Consider the following 18,732-nt stretch of genomic DNA (forward strand, 5'->3'; position numbering starts at 1 on the left):
GGCCGTTTCGTCGGGCGCGTTGCGGCCGAGCTTTTCGTTGGTGCTCACGCGATGGCCTCCGCGGTCAGCTGGGATTCGACAATTTCCTGGTAGGTGCTGGAGCTCTCGAGGAGCTCCTCGTGGGTGCCGCGGTCCACGATCCGGCCCTTGTCCAGCACCAGGATCTGGTCCGCGTCGGCGATGGTGGAGACCCGCTGACCGACGATGATGACTGTGGCGTCAGCGGTCTTGGCCTTGAGGGCCTTGCGCAGCCGGGCGTCGGTGGCGACGTCGAGCGCGGAGAACGAGTCGTCGAAGAGGAAGACCTTGGGTTCGGTGACCAGGGCCCGGGCGATGCAGAGCCGCTGGCGCTGGCCGCCGGAGACGTTGGTGCCGCCCTGGGCGATCCGGGCGTCGAGGCCGTTCTTCTTCTCGCGGACGAAGTCGGCTGCCTGCGCCACGGTGAGGGCGTCCCAGAGCTCGGCGTCGGTCGCCTCGGACTTGCCGAACCGCAGGTTGTGCCCGATGGTTCCGGAGAACAGGTAGGGCCGCTGCGGGACCATGGCGACGCGGCTGGTGATCTCGGCCCGGTCCAGGTTGGTGACGGGGACGCCGTCCAGCAGGATCTCGCCGGAGGCGGCGTCGAAGAGGCGCGGCAGCAGGGCCAGCAGCGTGCTCTTGCCCGCGCCGGTGGACCCGATGATCGCCACGGTCTGGCCGGGTTCGGCGGTGAAGCTGATGTCGCTGAGCACGGGGGCCTCGGCACCGGGGTAGGCGAAGGAGACGTTCCGGAATTCCACCCGGCCGGCCCGGGCGGCGGGAGCCACGGGGGTTCCGGGTTCGTGGATGGAGGGTTCGACGTCGAGCACCTCCCCGATGCGGTCCGCGCAGACGGAGGCGCGCGGGATCATCATGGCCATGAAGGTGCCCATCATGACCGCCATCAGGATCTGGAGCAGGTACTGCAGGAACGCGGTCAGCGACCCGACCTGCATCTCCCCCGCATCCACCCGCTGGCCGCCGAACCAGAGCACGGCCGCGGTGGAGATGTGCAGGATCATGCCGATCGCCGGGAACATCAGGACGAACAGCGAGCCGATCTTGAGCGAGACGTTGGTCAGGTCCTGGTTGGCCGCGCCGAAGCGCTGCTCCTCGTGCGGTTCACGGACGAAGGCGCGGACCACGCGGATGCCGATGATCTGCTCGCGCAGGACGGCGTTGAGCCGGTCGATCTTGGCCTGCATGGAGCGGAACAGGGGCATCAGCCGGACCACCAGGTAGCCGACCACCACCACCAGCAGCGGCACGGAAACCCACACCAGCCAGGAGAGGTTCAGGTCCTCGCGGAGGGCCATCACGATGCCGCCGATACACATGATGGGCGTGGCCACCATGAAGTTGAGCGCCATCAGCATCAGCATCTGCACCTGCTGCACGTCATTGGTGCCGCGGGTGATCAGCGACGGCGCCCCGAAGACGTTGACGTCGCGGGCGGAGAAGCTGCTGACCTTGCGGAAGACCCCGCGGCGCAGGTCGCGGCCGAAGGCCATCGCGGCACGGGAACCGAAGTAAACGCCGGCGATAGCCGTGACCACCTGGACCAGGGCTACGCCGAGCATCAGGGCGCCGGTGCGCCAGATGTAGTCGGTGTCCCCACGGGAGACGCCCTCGTCGATGATCTGGGCGTTGAGGCTGGGCAGATACAGCGCGGCGATGGTGGAGGCCAACTGGAAGACGACGACGGCCGCGATGAACGGCAGATACGGCCTCGAGTAGCGCCGGATGAGGGTGAGAAGCATGCCCACTGGTCCTTCTGGAAGAAGCGGTTAATCCAAATACATGACAAAAGTAAAGCAGCAGGGGCCGACAGCCTTAGCCGTCCAACTCTACGAGGTCTTGGGCGCCGGCGGAACAGCGTCCGGAAAGGGAGACCAACGGCCCCGCACCTCCCCTCGCGGGAGGTACGGGGCCGCCGGATCCTGGCTGCGACGCCTGGCGGTGCGCGGGGCTATTCGCCGCGGTGCCGGCCGTGCGTGGCGATGTAGTCCGCGGCGGCGCGCTGCAGCTTCCGTTCCTTGGCCAGCTGGCGGCGGAGCGTGGTGAGCTGCTCGGCCACGCGGGCCTGTTCAGCGGCGATCGCGCGCTGCTCGGCGGCCTGGTCATGCACCGCGCGGAGGGCGTCCGCGAGCTGGACCTGCTGCTCGGCGAGCAGCCGCTGGGTCTGCATGAGCAGCTGCAGCACGTCGGCGTCGTCGGCCTTCGCGTCCGCCACCATGGTCCGGGACCGGAGGCGGGCACCCTCACGCTCCGCGCGGGCGTCGGCGTCGTCGGCCGGGCCCTGCTCGCGGGCCGCGGCGGGGAACCGGGTTCCGCCGTTCCGCTGCCGGCTCAGGACCTCGATGAACTCGCGGTCCAGGTCCACGATCCCGGTGGGGGTGGTGTCCGTGGACGGCTCGCCGGGACCCTGGGCGGAACCCCCGCCGGCAGGACCGTGGGCGGCGACGGCGTGGGCGGCAGCCCCGGCGTCGATGTCCGCACCGGATCCGGTGATGGCTCCGGACGCCGCGGTCTGGGCGGCGGGCTCGGGCTGGACATCCACGGTGCGGCGCAGCGGCTTCTCCTTGATGAACAGGACGGAAACCAGCGCCAGGATGCCCACGATCGCCGAGATCATGAAGATTTCCGCCGTGGCATCACCGTAGGCGGCGCGCATGATGTCGCGGATCTGCGGGGGCAGGTCCTTGAGGTCCAGGCTGCCACCGGAGGAGCCGCCCTGGACGGGGATGCCGGCCGCGGCCAGGCCCTGGGTGGCGAGTTCCTTGACCCGGTTGCCCAGGACGGCGCCGAGGACGGAGACGCCGATCGCGCCGCCGACGGAGCGGAAGAACGCGACCGAGGCGCTGGCGGTGCCGATGTCCGTGGCCCGGACGGTGTTCTGGACGGCGAGGACGAGGTTCTGCATCAGCAGGCCCAGGCCGAGGCCGAGGACCGCGGTGTAGAGGCCGGTGATCCAGAGTTCGGTGGTGTGGTCGATGGTGCCGGCGAGGCCCAGGCCGCCGATCAGCAGGATGGAACCGGCGATCAGGTAGCGCTTCCACTTGCCGGTGCGGCTGATCAGCTGGCCGGAGAGGACCGAGCCGATCAGGTTGCCGGCGATCATCGGCAGGGTCAGCAGGCCGGCCTCGGTGGGGCTGGCGCCGCGGGCCACCTGGTAGTACTGGCCCAGGAACGCGGAGGAACCGAACATCGCGACGCCGACGGCGACGGAGGCCAGGATGGCCAGGGCCGTGGTGCGCTCGGAGATGATCTTGAGCGGGATGACCGGCTGCGCGACGCGGCCTTCGACGAAGACCAGCAGGGCCAGGAGGGCGATGCCGCCACCGACCATGGCGACCGTCTGCCAGGACCACCAGTCGTAGTAGTCCGGGTTGCCGGCGAAGGAAACCCAGATCAGCAGCAGGCTGACGCCGGAGGTGAGCAGGATCGAGCCCAGCCAGTCGATCTTGGCGGGACGCTTGACGTGCGGGAGCTTCAGCGTGATCTGCAGCAGGATCAGCGCGACGATGGCGAGCGGGACGCAGACGAAGAAGGTCCAGCGCCAGCCCAGCGGGCTGTCCACGATGAAGCCGCCCAGGAGCGGGCCGCCCGCGGTGCCGACGGCCATGACGGCACCCATGTAGCCGGAGTACTTGCCGCGGTCACGCGGCGGGATCATCGAGCCGATGATGGCCTGGGCGAGCGCGGTGAGGCCACCCATCGCGATGCCCTGGATGACGCGGGCCGTGAGCAGGAACGGGATGGTCTGCGAGAAACCCGCCATCACGGAGCCGGCGACGAAGACGACGATGCTCAGCTGGACCAGGAACTTCTTGTCGAAGAGGTCCGCGAGCTTGCCCCAGATGGGGGTGGTGGCCGCGTTGGCCAGCAGCGCGGCGGTGATCACCCAGGCGAAGTCGGTCTGGGTGCCCTTGAGCTCCGACATGATGGTCGGCAGGGCGTTGGCGACGATGGTGCTGCTGATGATCGCGGTGAAGAACGCTGCCAGCAGGCCGGTGAGGGCCTCCATGATCTGGCGGTGCGACATCACCACCTGCGGCGCGGGCTGGGGATTCTGCGTGGCTGTCGGGGCTGGCCCGGCGGCCGCTGCGTGACTGGCCATATCTTTACTCCTCAACAAAGGTGGTGGTATCGGTGGATCCGGCCGTCTTTGCCCGGGCCGAGTTCCGAAGGGACTCGGCAAGTTTTTTCAGTGAGCGGGCGGTCTCTTCGACGTCGTCCTCGCTCCAGTCCTGCAACAGGGACTGCAGGCTGGCCGCCCGGTGTTCCTCGATGACGCGGAGCTTCTCCACGCCGGCCGGGGACAGCGCCACCAGCTGGGCGCGGCCGTCCTCGGGGTCGGGCCGGCGCACGACGTAGCCGTGGTCGACCAGCTCCGAGAGGTGCCGGCTGAGGACCGGGGCGCTGACGCCGAGCCGTTCCGCCAGGTGGGTGGCGCGGGTCTCGCCCTCCCCCACGAAGCGGAGGACGCCCTGAAGCGCGACGCCGGTATCGTCCCCGCGCAGGCTCGCGGCGGCAACGCACCGGACGGCGCGCTGAAGATCAAAAATGTGGTGGACCAACTTGGCTGCAGTGGTCGATGCGACTGACATATGAGGATGCCCCCTTATTTGCTTGCCCGAAGCAACAATACATGAAATTGATTGCTTTGGGAAACTAAGGGCGTTCGTGGGCGGCCTCGCGGGTCTGCCATGGGGCTGCCATGAGGGTCCTCCGGAGACGGCGAAAGGCCCCGATCCAGGCGGATCGGGGCCTTTCGTGCTGCTGGTTTTAGACGTCCAGGTGGGTAGGGGCGAACATCTTGAGCAGGGTCTCGACGACGACGACGTTGGGGCCGTCCGCGGCGAAGCCCGCCGTCAGCGCCTCCCCGACGTTCTCGGGGGCCACCCGCACCGCGGGAACGCCGAACGCCTCGGCGAGCTTGACGAAGTCCGGCCGCGCGAGTTCGGTGGCGGTGGCCTTGCCGAAGGCGCCCACCATGTACTCGCGCAGGATGCCATACCCGCCGTCGTCGACGATCAGCCAGGTGACGGGGACGTTGTGCTGCTTGGCCGTGGCGAGCTCGGAGATGGAGTACATTGCCGAGCCGTCGCCGGAAACTGCCAGGACCCGGGCCGAGGCGCCGGCCTGCCCTGTCGTCTCGAGGCCCACCGCCCCGCCGATCGCGGCGGGGAAGCCGAAGCCCAGGCCGCCGGCGCCCTGCGCGGAGTGGAACTGGCCTTCGCGGGCGTCCCAGCAGCTCCAGGCCCAGTACGCGGAGATGGTCATGTCCCAGAAGGTCTGCATGGTGGCGGGGACCGCCTCGCGGATGTCCGCCATGAACTGCAGTTCCTTGCCGAGGTCCTGGGACTCCAGCCGGGCGCGGACCTTGGCGAGGGTGTCCTTGACCAGGGTTTCCGGCGGGGTTCCGTGCCAGTCGGCGCGTTCCCCGTGGGGTTCGGTCAGCGCCTCGTCCAAGGCGGCGAGGGCCTGCCCGGCGTCGGCCCGGATGCCCAGGCCCGGCCGGTTCGACTCGAGCACGCGGGGTTCGGCGTCGATCTGGATGATCCGGCCGCGCGGCTCGAAGGTGAAGTAGTTGGAGGTGACCTCGCCCAGGGAGGAGCCGATGACGATCAGCACGTCGGCGTCCTCGAGCAGCTCGGTCATGTGCTGGTCTTCGATCCAGGACTGCAGCGAGAGTTCGTGGGTCCAGGGGAAGGCACCGTTGCCCCCGGGGGTGCAGATCACCGGAGCGCGGAGCTTCTCGGCCAGCGACAGCAGGGACTTCTCCGCGTGGCCGCGGCGGGTGCCGCCGCCGGCGATGATGGCCGGGCGCTTGGCGTCCTCGAGCCACTTCACGGCCTCGCGGACCAACTCCACCCGGGGCGGGTTATCGGCGGCCTCGGCGAGGGCGTCCTCCACCGGGGGCACCATGATCGGGTCCAGCAGCACGTTCTGCGGGATTTCGATCCAGACCGGGCCCTGCGGGGAGGAAATGGCCTCGGTCCAGGCGTCCTGGATGGCGGATGGGATGCCGGAGGCGTGCTGGATCAGCCGCTGGCTCTTGGTGACATTGGCGGCGGAGGCCTTCTGGTCATCGAGCTGGTGAAGCATGCCCTTGCGCCGGGCACCGAGTCCCTCCAACGGGATCTGGCTCGCGACCACGACCATGGGCACGCCGGTGGCGTAGGCCTCCTGCAGGCCGGCCAGGGAGGTCAGGGCGCCCGGGCCGGTGGAGAGGAAGAGCACGCCGACCTCGCCGGTGGCGCGGGAGTAGCCGTCCGCGGCGAAGGCGGAGTTGTTTTCCACCCGGGAGGAGACGAACTGGAGGTTGCCGCGGCCCATGGCGTCGAACAGGCCCAGGGCGTGCTGGCCGGGGATGCCGAAGACGGTTTTGGCGCCGAGCGCTTCCAGGGTTTCGACGACGAGGTCGCCGCCATTGCGGACGCCGTTCATCGGGCCGCCTCCGCGGATGCGGCCGGGGCCTGGGCGGGAGCGGCGGCAAAGCCGGCCGGGCGGCGGTTTTCGCGGCCCAGCGCCTGCGCCGCGTAGCCGTTGCCCGACGTCGGGCCGCCTTCGTCCGCGTTATCCGCCATCAGGGTCACCAGTTCGTAGGCGACGTGGCTGCCGGCGACGCCGGTGATGTCCGCGTGGTCGTAGGCCGGGGCGACCTCGACGACGTCGGCGCCCACGAGGTTCATGCCGCGGAAACCGCGGATGATCTCGATCAGCTCGCGGCTGGTGAGGCCGCCGGCCTCCGGGGTGCCGGTGCCGGGGGCGTGGGCCGGATCGAGGACGTCGATGTCAACGGAGATGTAGAGCGGGCGGTTGCCGATCCGGTCGCGGACCTTGGCGACGGTTTCCAGCACGCCCTGGTAGTAGACGTCCGCGGAGGTGACGATGCCGAAGCCGAAGCGGTGGTCGTCGTCGAGGTCCTTCTTGCCGTAGAGCGGGCCGCGGGTGCCGATGTGGCTGATCGCCTCGGTGTCGAGGATGCCCTCCTCGACGGCGCGGCGGAAGGGGGTGCCGTGGGTGTACTCGGCGCCGAAGTAGGTGTCCCAGGTGTCCAGGTGGGCGTCGAAGTGCAGCATGGCGACGGGCTGGCCGGAGCGTTCGGCGGCGGCGCGCAGCAGCGGCAGGGCGATGGTGTGGTCCCCGCCGAGGGTCAACAGCTTGCTGCCGGCGGCGGTCAGGTCCAGCGCGTTCTGCTGGATGGACTCGATGGCCTCGTTGATGTTGAACGGGTTGACAGCCATGTCGCCGGCGTCGGCCACCTGGAGGTTCTCGAACGGGCTGACGTCCCAGGCCGGGTTGTAGGGCCGCAGCAGGCGGCTGGCCTCGCGGACGTGGTTGGCGCCGAAGCGGGCGCCGGGCCGGTAGGACACCCCGGAGTCGAAGGGCACGCCCACCACCGTGACGTCCGCCTTGGCCACCTGGTCGAGGCGGGGCAGGCGGGCAAAGGTGGCCGCGCCGGCGTACCGGGGGATGCGGGCGGAATCGATGGGGCCAAGGTTTCCGTTGGCCTCGATGCGCAACTCTTCCAAGCGGGCGTCTCCTTCTGGATACGGGGGTGGATGTGACTGTCATCATACACTCGGAGTTGCCTGCTGCGCACCTGTTGTTTACCTCTAGCGCCTGGTCCGGGCGGCCCCGTGCGTTCCTCCCCAGTTACTCCAACCCGCATACCGGTCCAGCCGGCCGAACCCCCGTCGTTCCGCGGATCGGACCGGACGGGATCGGGTAGCCGCGGAGGTAACCGGGGAGGATCGCACGCCGGACCGGGCGGAGGAGGTCCCGGAGTTGTCCAGATAGACCCGCTCCCCCGTTCCGGGCGGCCCCGTCCGGGCCTGGACTGGGTCCCATGGATCCACTCATGCACCTCTCACAGCTCGGCGGCGTCGCCCGGACCGGTCAACTGCTGGCCGCGGGCTACTCCCGGCGGGATATCGCGCGGCTGGCCGCACTCGTCCGGCAGCCGCGGCGGGGCATCTTTACCCTCCCCGACTGCCGCCCCGAGTTCCTCGCCGCGGTCCTCAACGACGCCCGGGTGACCTGCGCGAGCGCCGCCACCCACTACGGGCTCTGGCTCCGCGGCGCCCCGGACAGCCACCATCTGGCCTGCAACCACGGCCACGGCGGGGGCTTTATCCGGCACCGGACCATCCGCTTCGGGGCACCTGCGGGACCGCCGGTGGCCGCCGTCGAGGATGTGGTCCTGCACGCCCTGGGATGCCTCGCCCCGCCGGCCTCCACCGCGATTGCCACCTCCGCCATGCGGCTGCTCGGCGTGCCGCGGGAGTTGCTGGCAGACCAGCTGCGGGCCGACCGCTCCGGCACGGCGCGGACGGTGCTGCGGGAACTGGACCTGCGGGCCGAGTCGATCGTGGAGGTGGACGCCATCCACCTGTTCCGCACTAACGGCATCTCCTACGAGGCGCAGGTCTTCCTGGCGGGGATCGGCCGGGTGGACTTCCTTCTGGCGGGATTCCTGATCGTCGAGGTGGACGGCTTCGCGTTACACTCGGGGCGGGAGGCGCTGCGGCGCGACCTGGGCCGGAACAACGCCTCGACGCTGAACGGGTTCGCCGTGCTGCGCTACATGCCCGAACACCTATGGTTCGAGCCGGAGCGGGTCGTGGCCGAGATCCGCGCAGCGCTGGCAGTGAACCGCCGGGGCGGACGTTAGGGCGGCGTACGCTCCCGCCCGGTTACCCGCTCCCGCGCCAGAGACCACCCGCGGAGCGGCGGGCGCCACCCATGACCGCCGCCCAACCCCAAACCCGGCCGGGCGGAGGCAACCGGGGAGGAACGTACGGGGAGGGGAGCTACTGGCTGGCGGCGGGGACCAGCACCCAGAGCACCTCGACGGGCTCGTCGGTGGGGTTGATCCAGGTGTGCGGTTCACGGCCCGGGAAGGTGACGGTGTCGCCGGCCGCCAGATCGAAGGCCTCATTGGTCAGGACCAGCCGGATGCTGCCCCTGACCACGTGCAGGACGTCGACGTCGCAATCCACGGCGTACAGCTCGGACTCACCGCGGCCGCGGGGTTCGATCACGGCCTGGATGATCTGCAGCCGCCGCTCGGACCGGGCCGTGAGCAGCCGCTCAACGATTCCCTCGCCGCCAAGGGAGATCCGCGGACCCTCGCCCCGTCGGGTCAGGTGCGTCTCCGGGGCGGCGAAGAGGTCGCCGATGGAGATGGAGAGGACCTGGCAGAGCGTCACGAGGGAGCTCACCGACGGGGAGGTCAGGTCCCGCTCCACCCGGCTCAGGAAGCCCTTGGTCAGACCGGTGGCGTCGGCGACCTGTTCGATGGTGAGCCGCTGGGACTGCCGCGCGGCGCGGATTCTGGAGCCGATGGCAACCGGGACGTTGCTCGGTTCAACAGGGAGAGCCTTCATATGGGAACCTTTCACGGCCGGCCGCGCGGCCCCAGCATTGGTGCCAATCCTAGCCGTTGCCCCGAGGCCGTTCCCCGCTGGGACACACGGCGTTCACGGGTTGACTGTAAGCACCATCACAATCTAGCGTTTGGCAACAGGTGTTGCCTATTTGGCAATGAACGTTACACCTCGCACCCTCCGCATGTTCTTCCGTCCAGCAGATCCGGCGGCCGCTTCGCAGTGCCGCGGCCGGCCCGCGGCTGCCACAACCGCTCCAAGGAGCCTCTATGGATGCACAAATCCTCAACATCGCCATCGTGGTGGTGTACCTGATCGCCATGCTGGCGTTCGGCTGGTGGGGCAAGTCCCGCACCAGGAACAACAGCGACTTCCTCGTAGCCGGCCGCCGGCTCGGACCCTTCCTCTACACCGGCACCATGGCCGCCGTCGTCCTGGGCGGCGCCTCCACCGTCGGCGGCGTCGGCCTGGGCTACAAGTTCGGCATCTCCGGCATGTGGCTGGTGGTGGCGATCGGCGCCGGCGTCCTGCTGCTGAGCCTCCTCTTCGCCGGGACCATCCAGAAGCTGAAGATCTACACCGTCTCCCAGATGCTGACCCTGCGCTACGGCAGCCACGCCACCCAGGCCTCGGGCATCGTCATGCTGGCCTACACCCTGATGCTCTGCGCCACCTCCACCGGCGCCTACGCCACCATCTTCGTGGTGCTCTTCGGCTGGGACCGGGCGCTCGCGATCGCCGTCGGCGGCGCAATCGTGCTGGTCTACTCCACGATCGGCGGCATGTGGTCCATCACGCTGGCGGACCAGGTCCAGTTCGTGATCAAAACGGTCGGCATCTTCCTGCTCATGCTCCCGTTCACCCTCAACGCCGCGGGCGGCCTGGACGGCATCCGCAGCCGCGTGGACGCCAGCTTCTTCCAGATCGACGGCATCGGCGCCCAGACGATCATCACCTACTTCGTCGTCTACACGCTGGGCCTGCTGATCGGCCAGGATATCTGGCAGCGCGTGTTCACCGCCAAGACCCCCTCCGTCGCCCGCTGGGGCGGCGCCACCGCAGGCATCTACTGCATCCTCTATGGTGCCGCCGGTGCCCTGATCGGCCTGGGCGCCCGCGTGGCCCTGCCCGCCATCGACGTGAAGGCCCTCGGCAAGGACGTGGTCTACGCGGAGGTCGCCACCAACCTGCTGCCGATCGGCATCGGCGGCCTGGTGCTCGCCGCCGCCGTCGCCGCCATGATGTCCACCGCTTCCGGCGCCCTGATCGCCGCGGCCACGGTGGCCCGCGCCGACGTCGTGCCCTTCGTCGCCGGCTGGTTCGGCAAAACCGTCAACACCGACGACACGGACAACCCGGAGCACGACGTCAAGGCCAACCGCGTCTGGGTCCTGGGCCTGGGCGTCGTGGCGATCGTCATCGCGATCATCACCAAGGACGTCGTCGCCGCGCTCACCATCGCCTACGACATCCTGGTCGGCGGCCTGCTGGTGGCAATCCTGGGCGGCCTGGTCTGGAAGCGCGGCACCGGGATCGCCGCCGCCGCGTCCATGGCCGTGGGATCGGTCATCACCCTTGGCACCATGATCATCCTCGAGATCAACGCAGAGGTCCCGCTGGACGGCATCTACGCCAACGAACCGATCTACTACGGCCTGATCGCCTCGGCGCTGGTCTACGTGGCGGTCTCGCTGCTGACCAAGCCGACCGACGCCGCCGTGATGCGCTCGTGGCAGCAGCGGGTCGCCGGCGGTTCGGCGGAGGAGTCGGACGAGGTCCCGGTTCTCACGCACTAAGGATCCGCGTGCATTAAAACGACGGATTAAGAACGACGGCGGCGCCTCCCATGGGGGCGCCGCCGTCGCGCTGTGTGGGGCCGGGGCTACCCGCCATCCTCGGGGCCGCGGAACTCGTCCGCGTCCGGCGACCCGACGGGCTGGTCCTCACCCAGGAAGTCCTCCGTGTCCAGCGGGAGGCGCTGGTCGGCCTCCTCCAGCAGCTCATCCTCGACGGTCTCCGAGTCCTCGACCGGCGCGTCGTCGGCGAAGTCGTAGTCGGGGTCGGACTCAACGGAGTCCCTCGACGGCCGGGCGGCCTGTGATCCGGTGTTGTCCATGGTGCGACCTCCGTGCGCTCGGGCTGGCAGCGGTGTGCGGTTGCTCCGCTCACGTTTCCGGGAGCGGCTGGCGGGCCTGCCGGGAATCCCGCCTGGCGTTTTCATTCGAACACCGGCCGCGCTTCCGGTCAAGGAAACGCCGCCGGCGCCGTAGGGGCGCCGGCGGCGATTCGCGGGACTGCGCGGCTGGCGCCGCCCTCAGGAGACTTGGACGGCCGACTGCCGGGGAAGGAGCGGGGCGAAGAAGGCAGCGAGTTCCGCCGTCGCCGTGAGCGGCAGCACCGTGGCGACGTATTGGTCCGGCCGGACCACGACGACGGCGCCGTCCCGGCTGATGCCGCGCAGGTCGAAGATGTCCGCGGACGGGTCCGTGCCGTAGACCTTCTCCAAATAGGTCAGCGCGAAGGGGCCCACCTGTGGCTTGAATACGTCCGGGACGGCGGTGATGTCCACCTCCGTGTGGGGCTGCTGGTAGATGACCTTGACGTCGAACCAGGCATCCCGGTCCAGGCCTTCGGGCGTCGCGGCGAGCGGCGAATCCGGGGCCTCCGCCAGCCAGGCCGCCAGGTCGGTGGTGGGCGAGGGTGCGCCGGCCACAGCGGGATCTGCGAAGACGTAGATCCGCCAGCGGCCGTCCGCCGTGGCCTGGTGGCCCAGGTGCAGGGGGTTGGTGTCGCAGACCCGGACCACGGGCGCGGACTTGAAGCGCTTGCCGATCGGGAACCCGGCGGCGAGGTCCTGATGCGCCGGCTCACCGATCAGGATGGAGGGGGCGTACTGGGTCATGAAGCCGGCCGGGAATTCGGCGGTGCTGACGTAGAAGTCCTCCAGCTCGGAGGGGCTGTTGAACTCCTCCGGCTTCTTGGCCATCAGGGTGGACCATTCCTTATCGAAGTCGATGAGGTTCTTGGCCACCACCTGGCGCTCGGCCGAGTAGGTCGCCAGCAGCTCCTCCGGGCTGCGTCCCTCGAGCACGTGGCCCAGCTTCCAGCCGATGTTGAAGCCGTCCTGCATGGAGACATTCATGCCCTGGCCGGCCTTGGCGCTGTGGGTGTGGCAGGCGTCGCCGGTGATGAACACCCGCGGGGTGCGGGTCCCGCGGTCCGCGGGAACGACGTCGTCGAACCGGTCGGTGAGCCGGTGGCCCACCTCGTAGACGCTGTGCCAGGCGACGTTGCGCACGTCCAGCGTGTAGGGGTGGATGATGGCGTTGGCCTTGGCGATGATCTGCTCGATGCTGGTCTGCCGGACGGCGCCGGCGTCGCCCTCGGGGACCACACCCAGGTCCACATACATGCGGAACAGGTGTCCTCCCTCGCGCGGAATCAACAGGATGCTGCCGCCGGAGCCGGAGGTGATGGCGCACTTGGTGCGGATGTCCGGGAAGTCGGTGTTGGCCAGCACGTCCATGACACCCCAGGCGTGGTTGGCCTTGTCCCCGGCCATGGTGCAGCCGATCGAGTCGCGGACGCGGCTGCGGGCGCCGTCGGCACCGACGACGTATTTGGCCCGGACGGTGCGCTCGGTGCCGGCGTCGGGCCCGGCGGCGCGGGTGAGGGTGACGGTGACGGGGTAGTCGCCCTCCCCCACCTCCAGGCGGACGAAGTCCCAGCCGTAGTCCGGCCGCATCCGGGCCGGGGAGTTGGCCATGAACTCGGCGAAGTAGTCCAGGACGCGGGCCTGGTTGACGATCAAGTGCGGGAATTCGCTGATGCCGGAGGGGTCGTCCAGGGCGCGGGCGGAGCGGACGATCCGGGAGGGGTCGGCCGGATCCGGCTTCCAGAACGCCATCTCGGTGATCCGGTACGCCTCGGCGATGATCCGCTCGGCGAAGCCGAAGGCCTGGAACGTTTCGACGCTGCGGGCCTGGATGCCGTCGGCCTGGCCGATGGCGAGGCGGCCCGGACGGCGTTCGATGATCCGGGTACTGACGCCGGGGAACTGGGCAAGCTGCGCTGCGGCCAGCATGCCGGCGGGGCCGGTACCGACGATCAGCACGTCCATCCGGTCGGGCAGCTCGTCGGGACGGTCGAGGCCGACGCCGGCGGCGGGCTGGACCCGCGGGTCACCGGAAACGTATCCGTGGTGGTGGAAATGCACGGGCTGTCCTCACTTCGTTGTGTGGCGTTGGGCTTCGGGCGCCGGAGACCACCGGCTCCCCACCCTAGAGTGTTCGATAATAGAATTTTGCGTTCGATAATAGAACGCTTGTGACTACTCGTCGACTGTACGGCAGGTATGACGCAGCTTACAAGTGGCCCGAAATATCCCGCGGTGACGGGGTTGACAGAGCCCCGCCCCCAGGGGGACAGTGATCGTATACGATTTCGTACTCGATGAGGAGTAGCCCTTGGAACAGGTCACCGACCACACCCTGGCCGCGGCACGGAAGGTCATTGCGGTCCACCTCAATTACCCCAGCCGGGCCGCCCAGCGCGGCCGCACGCCGGAGCAGCCCTCGTATTTCCTGAAGCCATCGTCCTCCCTGGCCCTCTCCGGCTCAAGCGTCGAACGTCCGGCCGGCTGCGAACTGCTCGGCTTCGAGGGCGAGGTGGCCCTGGTCATCGGCAAGGACGCCCGCCGCATCGGCATCGAGGACGCCTGGAGCTACGTCGCCGCGGTGACCGCCAGCAACGACCTCGGCGTCTACGACCTGCGCTACGCGGACAAGGGCTCCAACGTCCGTTCCAAGGGCGGTGACGGGTTCACCCCGGTGGGCCCGGCCCTGATCCCGGCCGACGCCATCGACCCCGCCGGGCTGCGGATCCGCACCTGGCACAACGGCGAGCTGGTCCAGGACGACACCACCGCGGACCTGCTCTTCCCCTTCGCCCGGCTGGTCGCGGACCTCTCCCAGCTGCTCACGCTGCAGGAGGGTGACATCATCCTCACCGGCACCCCGGCCGGAGCCTCCGTGGCCCGGCCCGGCGACGTCGTCGAGGTCGAAGTCAGCGGCGGCGCGCACAGCACCGGCCGGCTGCGCACCACAGTGACCGAGGGAACGACGCCGTTCGCCGACTTCGGCGCCGGGCCCAAGGCCGACGACACCCAACGCGAGGAGGCGTACGGCTGCCGTGCGGCGGCAGGCCTCCCCGAGTCCGGTACCGCCGAAAACACCGCATCTGCCCTGTCCCCCGAGCTGAAGGCGAAACTCGAGAGCGTCTGCACCGCCACCCTGTCCTCGCAGCTGCGCAAGCGCGGCCTGAACAACGTCAGCATCGACGGGCTCCAGTCCACCCGCCCCGGAAAGCGGATCGTGGGCCTGGCCCGGACCCTGCGCTACGTGCCCAACCGGGAGGACCTCTTCAAGACCCACGGCGGCGGCTTCAACGCCCAGAAGCGCGCCATTGACACGGTCAACGACGGCGAAATCCTGGTCATGGAGGCCCGGGGCGAGAAGGGCACCGGCACGGTCGGGGATATTCTGGCCCTCCGCGCCCAGGTCCGCGGCGCGGCCGCCATCATCACCGACGGCGGCGTCCGCGACCTGTCCGCCGTCGCCGCCCTGGAGATGCCAACCTACTTCGCCAACCCGCACCCGGCCGTCCTGGGCCGCCGACACGTCCCCTGGGACACGGACATCACCATCGCGTGCGGCGGCACCACCGTCCAGCCCGGGGACATCATCGTCGCCGACGCCGACGGCATCCTGGTGATCCCACCGGCCCTCGCCGCGGAACTGGCGGAGGACTCCATCGCCCAGGAACGCGAGGAGGCCTTCATCGCCGAGATGGTGGCCCAGGGGCACAGCGTGGACGGCCTCTACCCGCTCGACGCCGCCTGGCGCGGGAAGTACGAAGCCTGGGACGCGGAGCAGCCCCGTGACTGAGACCGCCGCTCCGGGCGCCGGAACCACCGCTGCCGCCAGCAAGTCCCAGCAGGCCTACGACGCGGTCAAGGCCAGGATCGTGGACGGCAGCTACTCCCCCGGCTACCGGCTGGTGCTCGGCGCCATTGCCAAGGACCTGGGCGTCAGCGTGGTCCCGGTCCGGGAGGCGATCCGGCGGCTCGAGGCCGAGGGACTGGTGACGTTCGAGCGGAACATCGGCGCCACCGTCGCCGGGATCGACCCCACCGAGTACCTCTACACGATGCAGACCCTCAGCATCGTCGAGGGTGCCGCGACCGCACTGTCCGCTCCCCTGATCGGCGCCGCGGACGTGGCCCGGGCCCGGGCGGTCAACGCCGAGATGCGCGAGTGCCTGGAGTACTTCGACCCCGTCCGGTTCACCCGGCTGAACCAGGACTTCCATAGCGTCCTGTTCGAACACTGCCCCAACCCGCACATCCTGGACCTGGTGCACCGGGGCTGGAACCGCCTCGCCGCGCTGCGGTCCTCCACGTTCCGCTTCGTCCCGGGCCGGGCCAGCGAATCGGTCGAGGAGCACGAGGCGCTGCTGCGGCTGATCGAGGACGGTGCCGACGCCGACGAGATCGAGCAGGCTGCCCGCCGGCACCGCAGCGCCACCCTGGACGCCTACCTCGCCCAGACCAACCACTGACTGACCACCGATCACCAGATAGGACCTCAACGATGACGACTCCTGCAGAAACCACCGTCACCCGGCACGTTCCGGCAGACCTTCCCACCACCATCCAGCACTACATCAACGGCCGGTTCGTTGACTCCGTGTCCGGGAAGACCTTCGACGTCCTGGACCCGGCCTCCAACCAGACTTACGCCACCGCCGCCGCCGGCCAGAAGGAGGACATCGACCTCGCCGTCGCCGCCGCCCGGGAGGCCTTCACCAACGGACCCTGGCCGACGATGAAGCCCCGCGAGCGCGCCCGGGTACTGAACAGGATCGCCGACGCCGTCGAGGCCCAGGAGGCTCGTCTCGCCGAGCTGGAAACCTTCGACACCGGCCTGCCGATCACCCAGGCCAAGGGTCAGGCCCTCCGTGCGGCCGAGAACTTCCGCTTCTTCGCGGACCTGATCGTGGCCCAGTTCGACGACGCCATGAAGGTCCCCGGCGCCCAGATCAACTACGTCAACCGCAAGCCCATCGGCGTCGCGGGCCTGATCACCCCGTGGAACACCCCGTTCATGCTCGAGTCCTGGAAGCTTGCCCCGGCCCTGGCCACCGGCAACACGGTGGTGCTCAAGCCGGCCGAGTTCACCCCGCTCTCGGCCTCCCTGTGGGCAACGATCTTCAAGGACGCCGGCCTCCCGGACGGCGTCTTCAACCTGGTCAACGGCCTGGGCGAGGAGGCCGGCGACGCGCTGGTCAAGCACCCGGACGTCCCGCTGATCTCCTTCACCGGAGAGACCACCACCGGCCAGACGATCTTCCGGAACGCGGCGGAGAACCTCAAGGGCCTCTCGATGGAGCTCGGCGGCAAGTCCCCCTGCGTCGTCTTCGCCGACGCAGACCTGGACGCCGCGATCGACTCCGCCCTGTTCGGCGTCTTCTCGCTCAACGGCGAGCGCTGCACCGCCGGGTCCCGGATCCTGGTCGAACGCCCCGTCTACGAGGAGTTCTGCGAGAAGTACGCCGCCCGGGCGAAGAACATCGTCGTCGGCGACCCGCAGGACCCCCGGACCGAGGTCGGCGCGCTGGTCCACCCCGAGCACTACGCGAAGGTGGCCTCCTATGTCGAGATCGGCAAGACCGAGGGCCGCCTGCTGGCCGGCGGCGGCCGCCCGGAGAACCTTCCCCAGGGCCTGGACAACAGCAACTACATCGCCCCGACCGTCTTCGCCGACGTCGCCCCCGACGCCCGGATCTTCCAGGAGGAGATCTTCGGCCCCGTCGTCGCCATCACCCCGTTCGACACGGACGAGGAGGCCCTCGCCCTGGCCAACAACACCAAGTACGGGCTCGCCGCCTACATCTGGACCCAGAACCTGACCCGCGCGCACACCTTCTCACAGAACGTCGAGGCCGGCATGGTGTGGCTCAACAGCCACAACGTCCGCGACCTGCGCACCCCGTTCGGCGGCGTCAAGGCCTCCGGGCTGGGCCACGAGGGCGGCTACCGCTCGATCGACTTCTACACCGACCAGCAGGCCGTCCACATCACCCTCGGCAAGGTCCACACCCCCAAGTTCGGCGCCTGAGTCTTCCAGCCAGCGCTCACCTGCCCCCCTACTTTCAACGAAGAGAGACCCCCATGACCGATTTCATCCCCACCCCCACCGTCCCGGCGCCGGACATCGTCCGCTGCGCCTACATGGAAATCGTCGTCACCGACCTCGCGGCATCCCGCGCGTTCTACGTGGACCTGCTCGGCCTGCACGTGACCGAGGAGGACGAGAACGCCATCTACCTGCGCTCCCTCGAGGAGTTCATCCACCACAACCTGGTGCTGCGCAAGGGACCGGTGGCCGCCGTCGCCGCCTTCGCCTACCGGGTGAAGTCCCCCGCCGAGGTGGACGCCGCCGAGGCCTACTACCGGGAGCTCGGCTGCCGGGTGGAGCGCCGCAAGGAGGGCTTCGCCAAGGGCATCGGCGACGCCGTCCGGGTCGAGGACCCGCTGGGCTTCCCCTACGAGTTCTTCTACGAGGTGGAGCACGTCGAGCGCCTCACCCAGCGCTACGACCTGTACTCCGCCGGCGAACTGGTGCGCCTGGACCACTTCAACCAGGTCACCCCGGACGTCCCCCGCGGCCGCAAGTACCTGGAGGACCTGGGCTTCCGGGTCTCCGAGGACATCAAGGACTCCGACGGCGTCACGTACGCTGCCTGGATGCACCGCAAGCAGACCGTGCACGACACCGCCCTGACCGGCGGCAACGGCCCGCGCATGCACCACGTCGCGTTCGCCACGCACGAGAAGCACAACATCATCCAGATCTGCGACAAGATGGGCGCCCTGCGGATCAGCGACCGGATCGAGCGCGGCCCCGGTCGGCACGGCGTCTCCAACGCCTTCTACCTCTACATCCTGGACCCGGACGGGCACCGGATCGAGATCTACACCCAGGACTACTACACCGGCGACCCGGATAACCCCACCATCACCTGGGATGTGCACGACAACCAGCGCCGCGACTGGTGGGGCAACCCGGTGGTCCCGTCCTGGTACACCGAGGCGTCCCTGGTCCTGGACCTGGACGGCAACCCGCAGCCGGTCATCGAGCGCACGGACGCCTCGGAAATGGCCGTCACGGTCGGCGCCGATGGCTTCTCCTACACCCGCAAGGACGGCTCGCCCGAGGGCGACCGGACCGGGTTCAAGCTCGGCGCGCAGCTCTGA

14 protein-coding genes are annotated in these 18,732 nt (G+C 69.4%); 6 read left to right on the plus strand and 8 right to left on the minus strand.

Annotation, left to right across the window (positions count from 1 at the left end):
• Nucleotides 1-44 precede the first annotated feature (44 nt).
• From ACFVY3_RS12010 to speB, 5 genes are all read right to left on the minus strand, one after another.
• Entirely contained in the window at nucleotides 45-1,778 is a 1,734-nt protein-coding gene (locus ACFVY3_RS12010; protein ID WP_400159888.1) for an ABC transporter ATP-binding protein, read from the minus strand.
• A gap of 209 nt (nucleotides 1,779-1,987) precedes the next feature.
• Complete coding sequence (locus ACFVY3_RS12015) at nucleotides 1,988-4,138, minus strand: MFS transporter (protein WP_400159889.1); 2,151 nt, start codon at nucleotides 4,136-4,138, stop codon at nucleotides 1,988-1,990.
• Nucleotides 4,139-4,142: 4 nt separating this feature from the next.
• Entirely contained in the window at nucleotides 4,143-4,628 is a 486-nt protein-coding gene (locus tag ACFVY3_RS12020) for a MarR family winged helix-turn-helix transcriptional regulator (protein ID WP_290258649.1), read from the minus strand.
• 178 nt (nucleotides 4,629-4,806) lie between these two features.
• Complete coding sequence (locus ACFVY3_RS12025) at nucleotides 4,807-6,471, minus strand: thiamine pyrophosphate-binding protein (RefSeq protein ID WP_400159890.1); 1,665 nt, start codon at nucleotides 6,469-6,471, stop codon at nucleotides 4,807-4,809.
• Nucleotides 6,468-7,559: an agmatinase gene (gene speB / locus ACFVY3_RS12030; RefSeq protein WP_400159891.1), complete on the minus strand. Its 1,092-nt coding sequence runs from the start codon at nucleotides 7,557-7,559 to the stop codon at nucleotides 6,468-6,470. Before speB ends, ACFVY3_RS12025 begins: the two co-directional genes overlap by 4 nt.
• Before the next feature lie 329 nt (nucleotides 7,560-7,888).
• Between speB and ACFVY3_RS12035 the strand changes: the two genes are divergently transcribed.
• Nucleotides 7,889-8,701: a DUF559 domain-containing protein gene (locus ACFVY3_RS12035; RefSeq protein ID WP_400159892.1), complete on the plus strand. Its 813-nt coding sequence runs from the start codon at nucleotides 7,889-7,891 to the stop codon at nucleotides 8,699-8,701.
• A 139-nt stretch (nucleotides 8,702-8,840) separates the two neighbouring features.
• Here ACFVY3_RS12035 and ACFVY3_RS12040 read toward each other — a convergent pair whose 3' ends face one another.
• The gene (locus ACFVY3_RS12040; RefSeq protein WP_400159893.1) at nucleotides 8,841-9,416 is read right to left on the minus strand and encodes a helix-turn-helix domain-containing protein; all 576 of its coding nucleotides are present in this window, start codon (nucleotides 9,414-9,416) and stop codon (nucleotides 8,841-8,843) included.
• A gap of 269 nt (nucleotides 9,417-9,685) precedes the next feature.
• On the opposite strand from ACFVY3_RS12040, the gene ACFVY3_RS12045 reads away from it, so the two are divergent.
• Nucleotides 9,686-11,212: a sodium:solute symporter gene (locus ACFVY3_RS12045; protein ID WP_400159894.1), complete on the plus strand. Its 1,527-nt coding sequence runs from the start codon at nucleotides 9,686-9,688 to the stop codon at nucleotides 11,210-11,212.
• Nucleotides 11,213-11,298: 86 nt separating this feature from the next.
• On the opposite strand, the gene ACFVY3_RS12050 is transcribed toward ACFVY3_RS12045, so the two are convergent.
• Together ACFVY3_RS12050 and ACFVY3_RS12055 are read right to left on the minus strand one after the other, a co-directional pair.
• The gene (locus ACFVY3_RS12050; RefSeq protein WP_400159895.1) at nucleotides 11,299-11,532 is read right to left on the minus strand and encodes a hypothetical protein; all 234 of its coding nucleotides are present in this window, start codon (nucleotides 11,530-11,532) and stop codon (nucleotides 11,299-11,301) included.
• Between the two features lie 198 nt (nucleotides 11,533-11,730).
• Complete coding sequence (locus ACFVY3_RS12055) at nucleotides 11,731-13,632, minus strand: FAD-binding monooxygenase (protein ID WP_400159896.1); 1,902 nt, start codon at nucleotides 13,630-13,632, stop codon at nucleotides 11,731-11,733.
• A 250-nt stretch (nucleotides 13,633-13,882) separates the two neighbouring features.
• Here ACFVY3_RS12055 and ACFVY3_RS12060 point away from each other — a divergent pair, with 250 nt between their 5' ends.
• From ACFVY3_RS12060 to hpaD, 4 genes are read left to right on the plus strand one after another with little or no spacing between them, the layout of a single operon-like run.
• Nucleotides 13,883-15,361, plus strand: a complete 1,479-nt coding sequence (locus ACFVY3_RS12060) for a fumarylacetoacetate hydrolase family protein (RefSeq protein WP_400159897.1) — start codon at nucleotides 13,883-13,885, stop codon at nucleotides 15,359-15,361.
• A complete protein-coding gene (locus ACFVY3_RS12065) occupies nucleotides 15,354-16,034 on the plus strand; it encodes a GntR family transcriptional regulator (protein ID WP_400159898.1) in 681 nt (226 codons plus the stop codon). The genes ACFVY3_RS12060 and ACFVY3_RS12065 overlap by 8 nt, the downstream gene beginning before the upstream one ends.
• 32 nt (nucleotides 16,035-16,066) lie before the next feature.
• Complete coding sequence (gene hpaE, locus ACFVY3_RS12070; protein ID WP_400159899.1) at nucleotides 16,067-17,593, plus strand: 5-carboxymethyl-2-hydroxymuconate semialdehyde dehydrogenase; 1,527 nt, start codon at nucleotides 16,067-16,069, stop codon at nucleotides 17,591-17,593.
• 53 nt (nucleotides 17,594-17,646) lie between these two features.
• Entirely contained in the window at nucleotides 17,647-18,732 is a 1,086-nt protein-coding gene (gene hpaD, locus ACFVY3_RS12075; protein ID WP_400159900.1) for a 3,4-dihydroxyphenylacetate 2,3-dioxygenase, read from the plus strand.

The organism is Arthrobacter sp. BPSS-3, assembly GCF_044628475.1.
GTDB lineage: Bacteria > Actinomycetota > Actinomycetes > Actinomycetales > Micrococcaceae > Arthrobacter.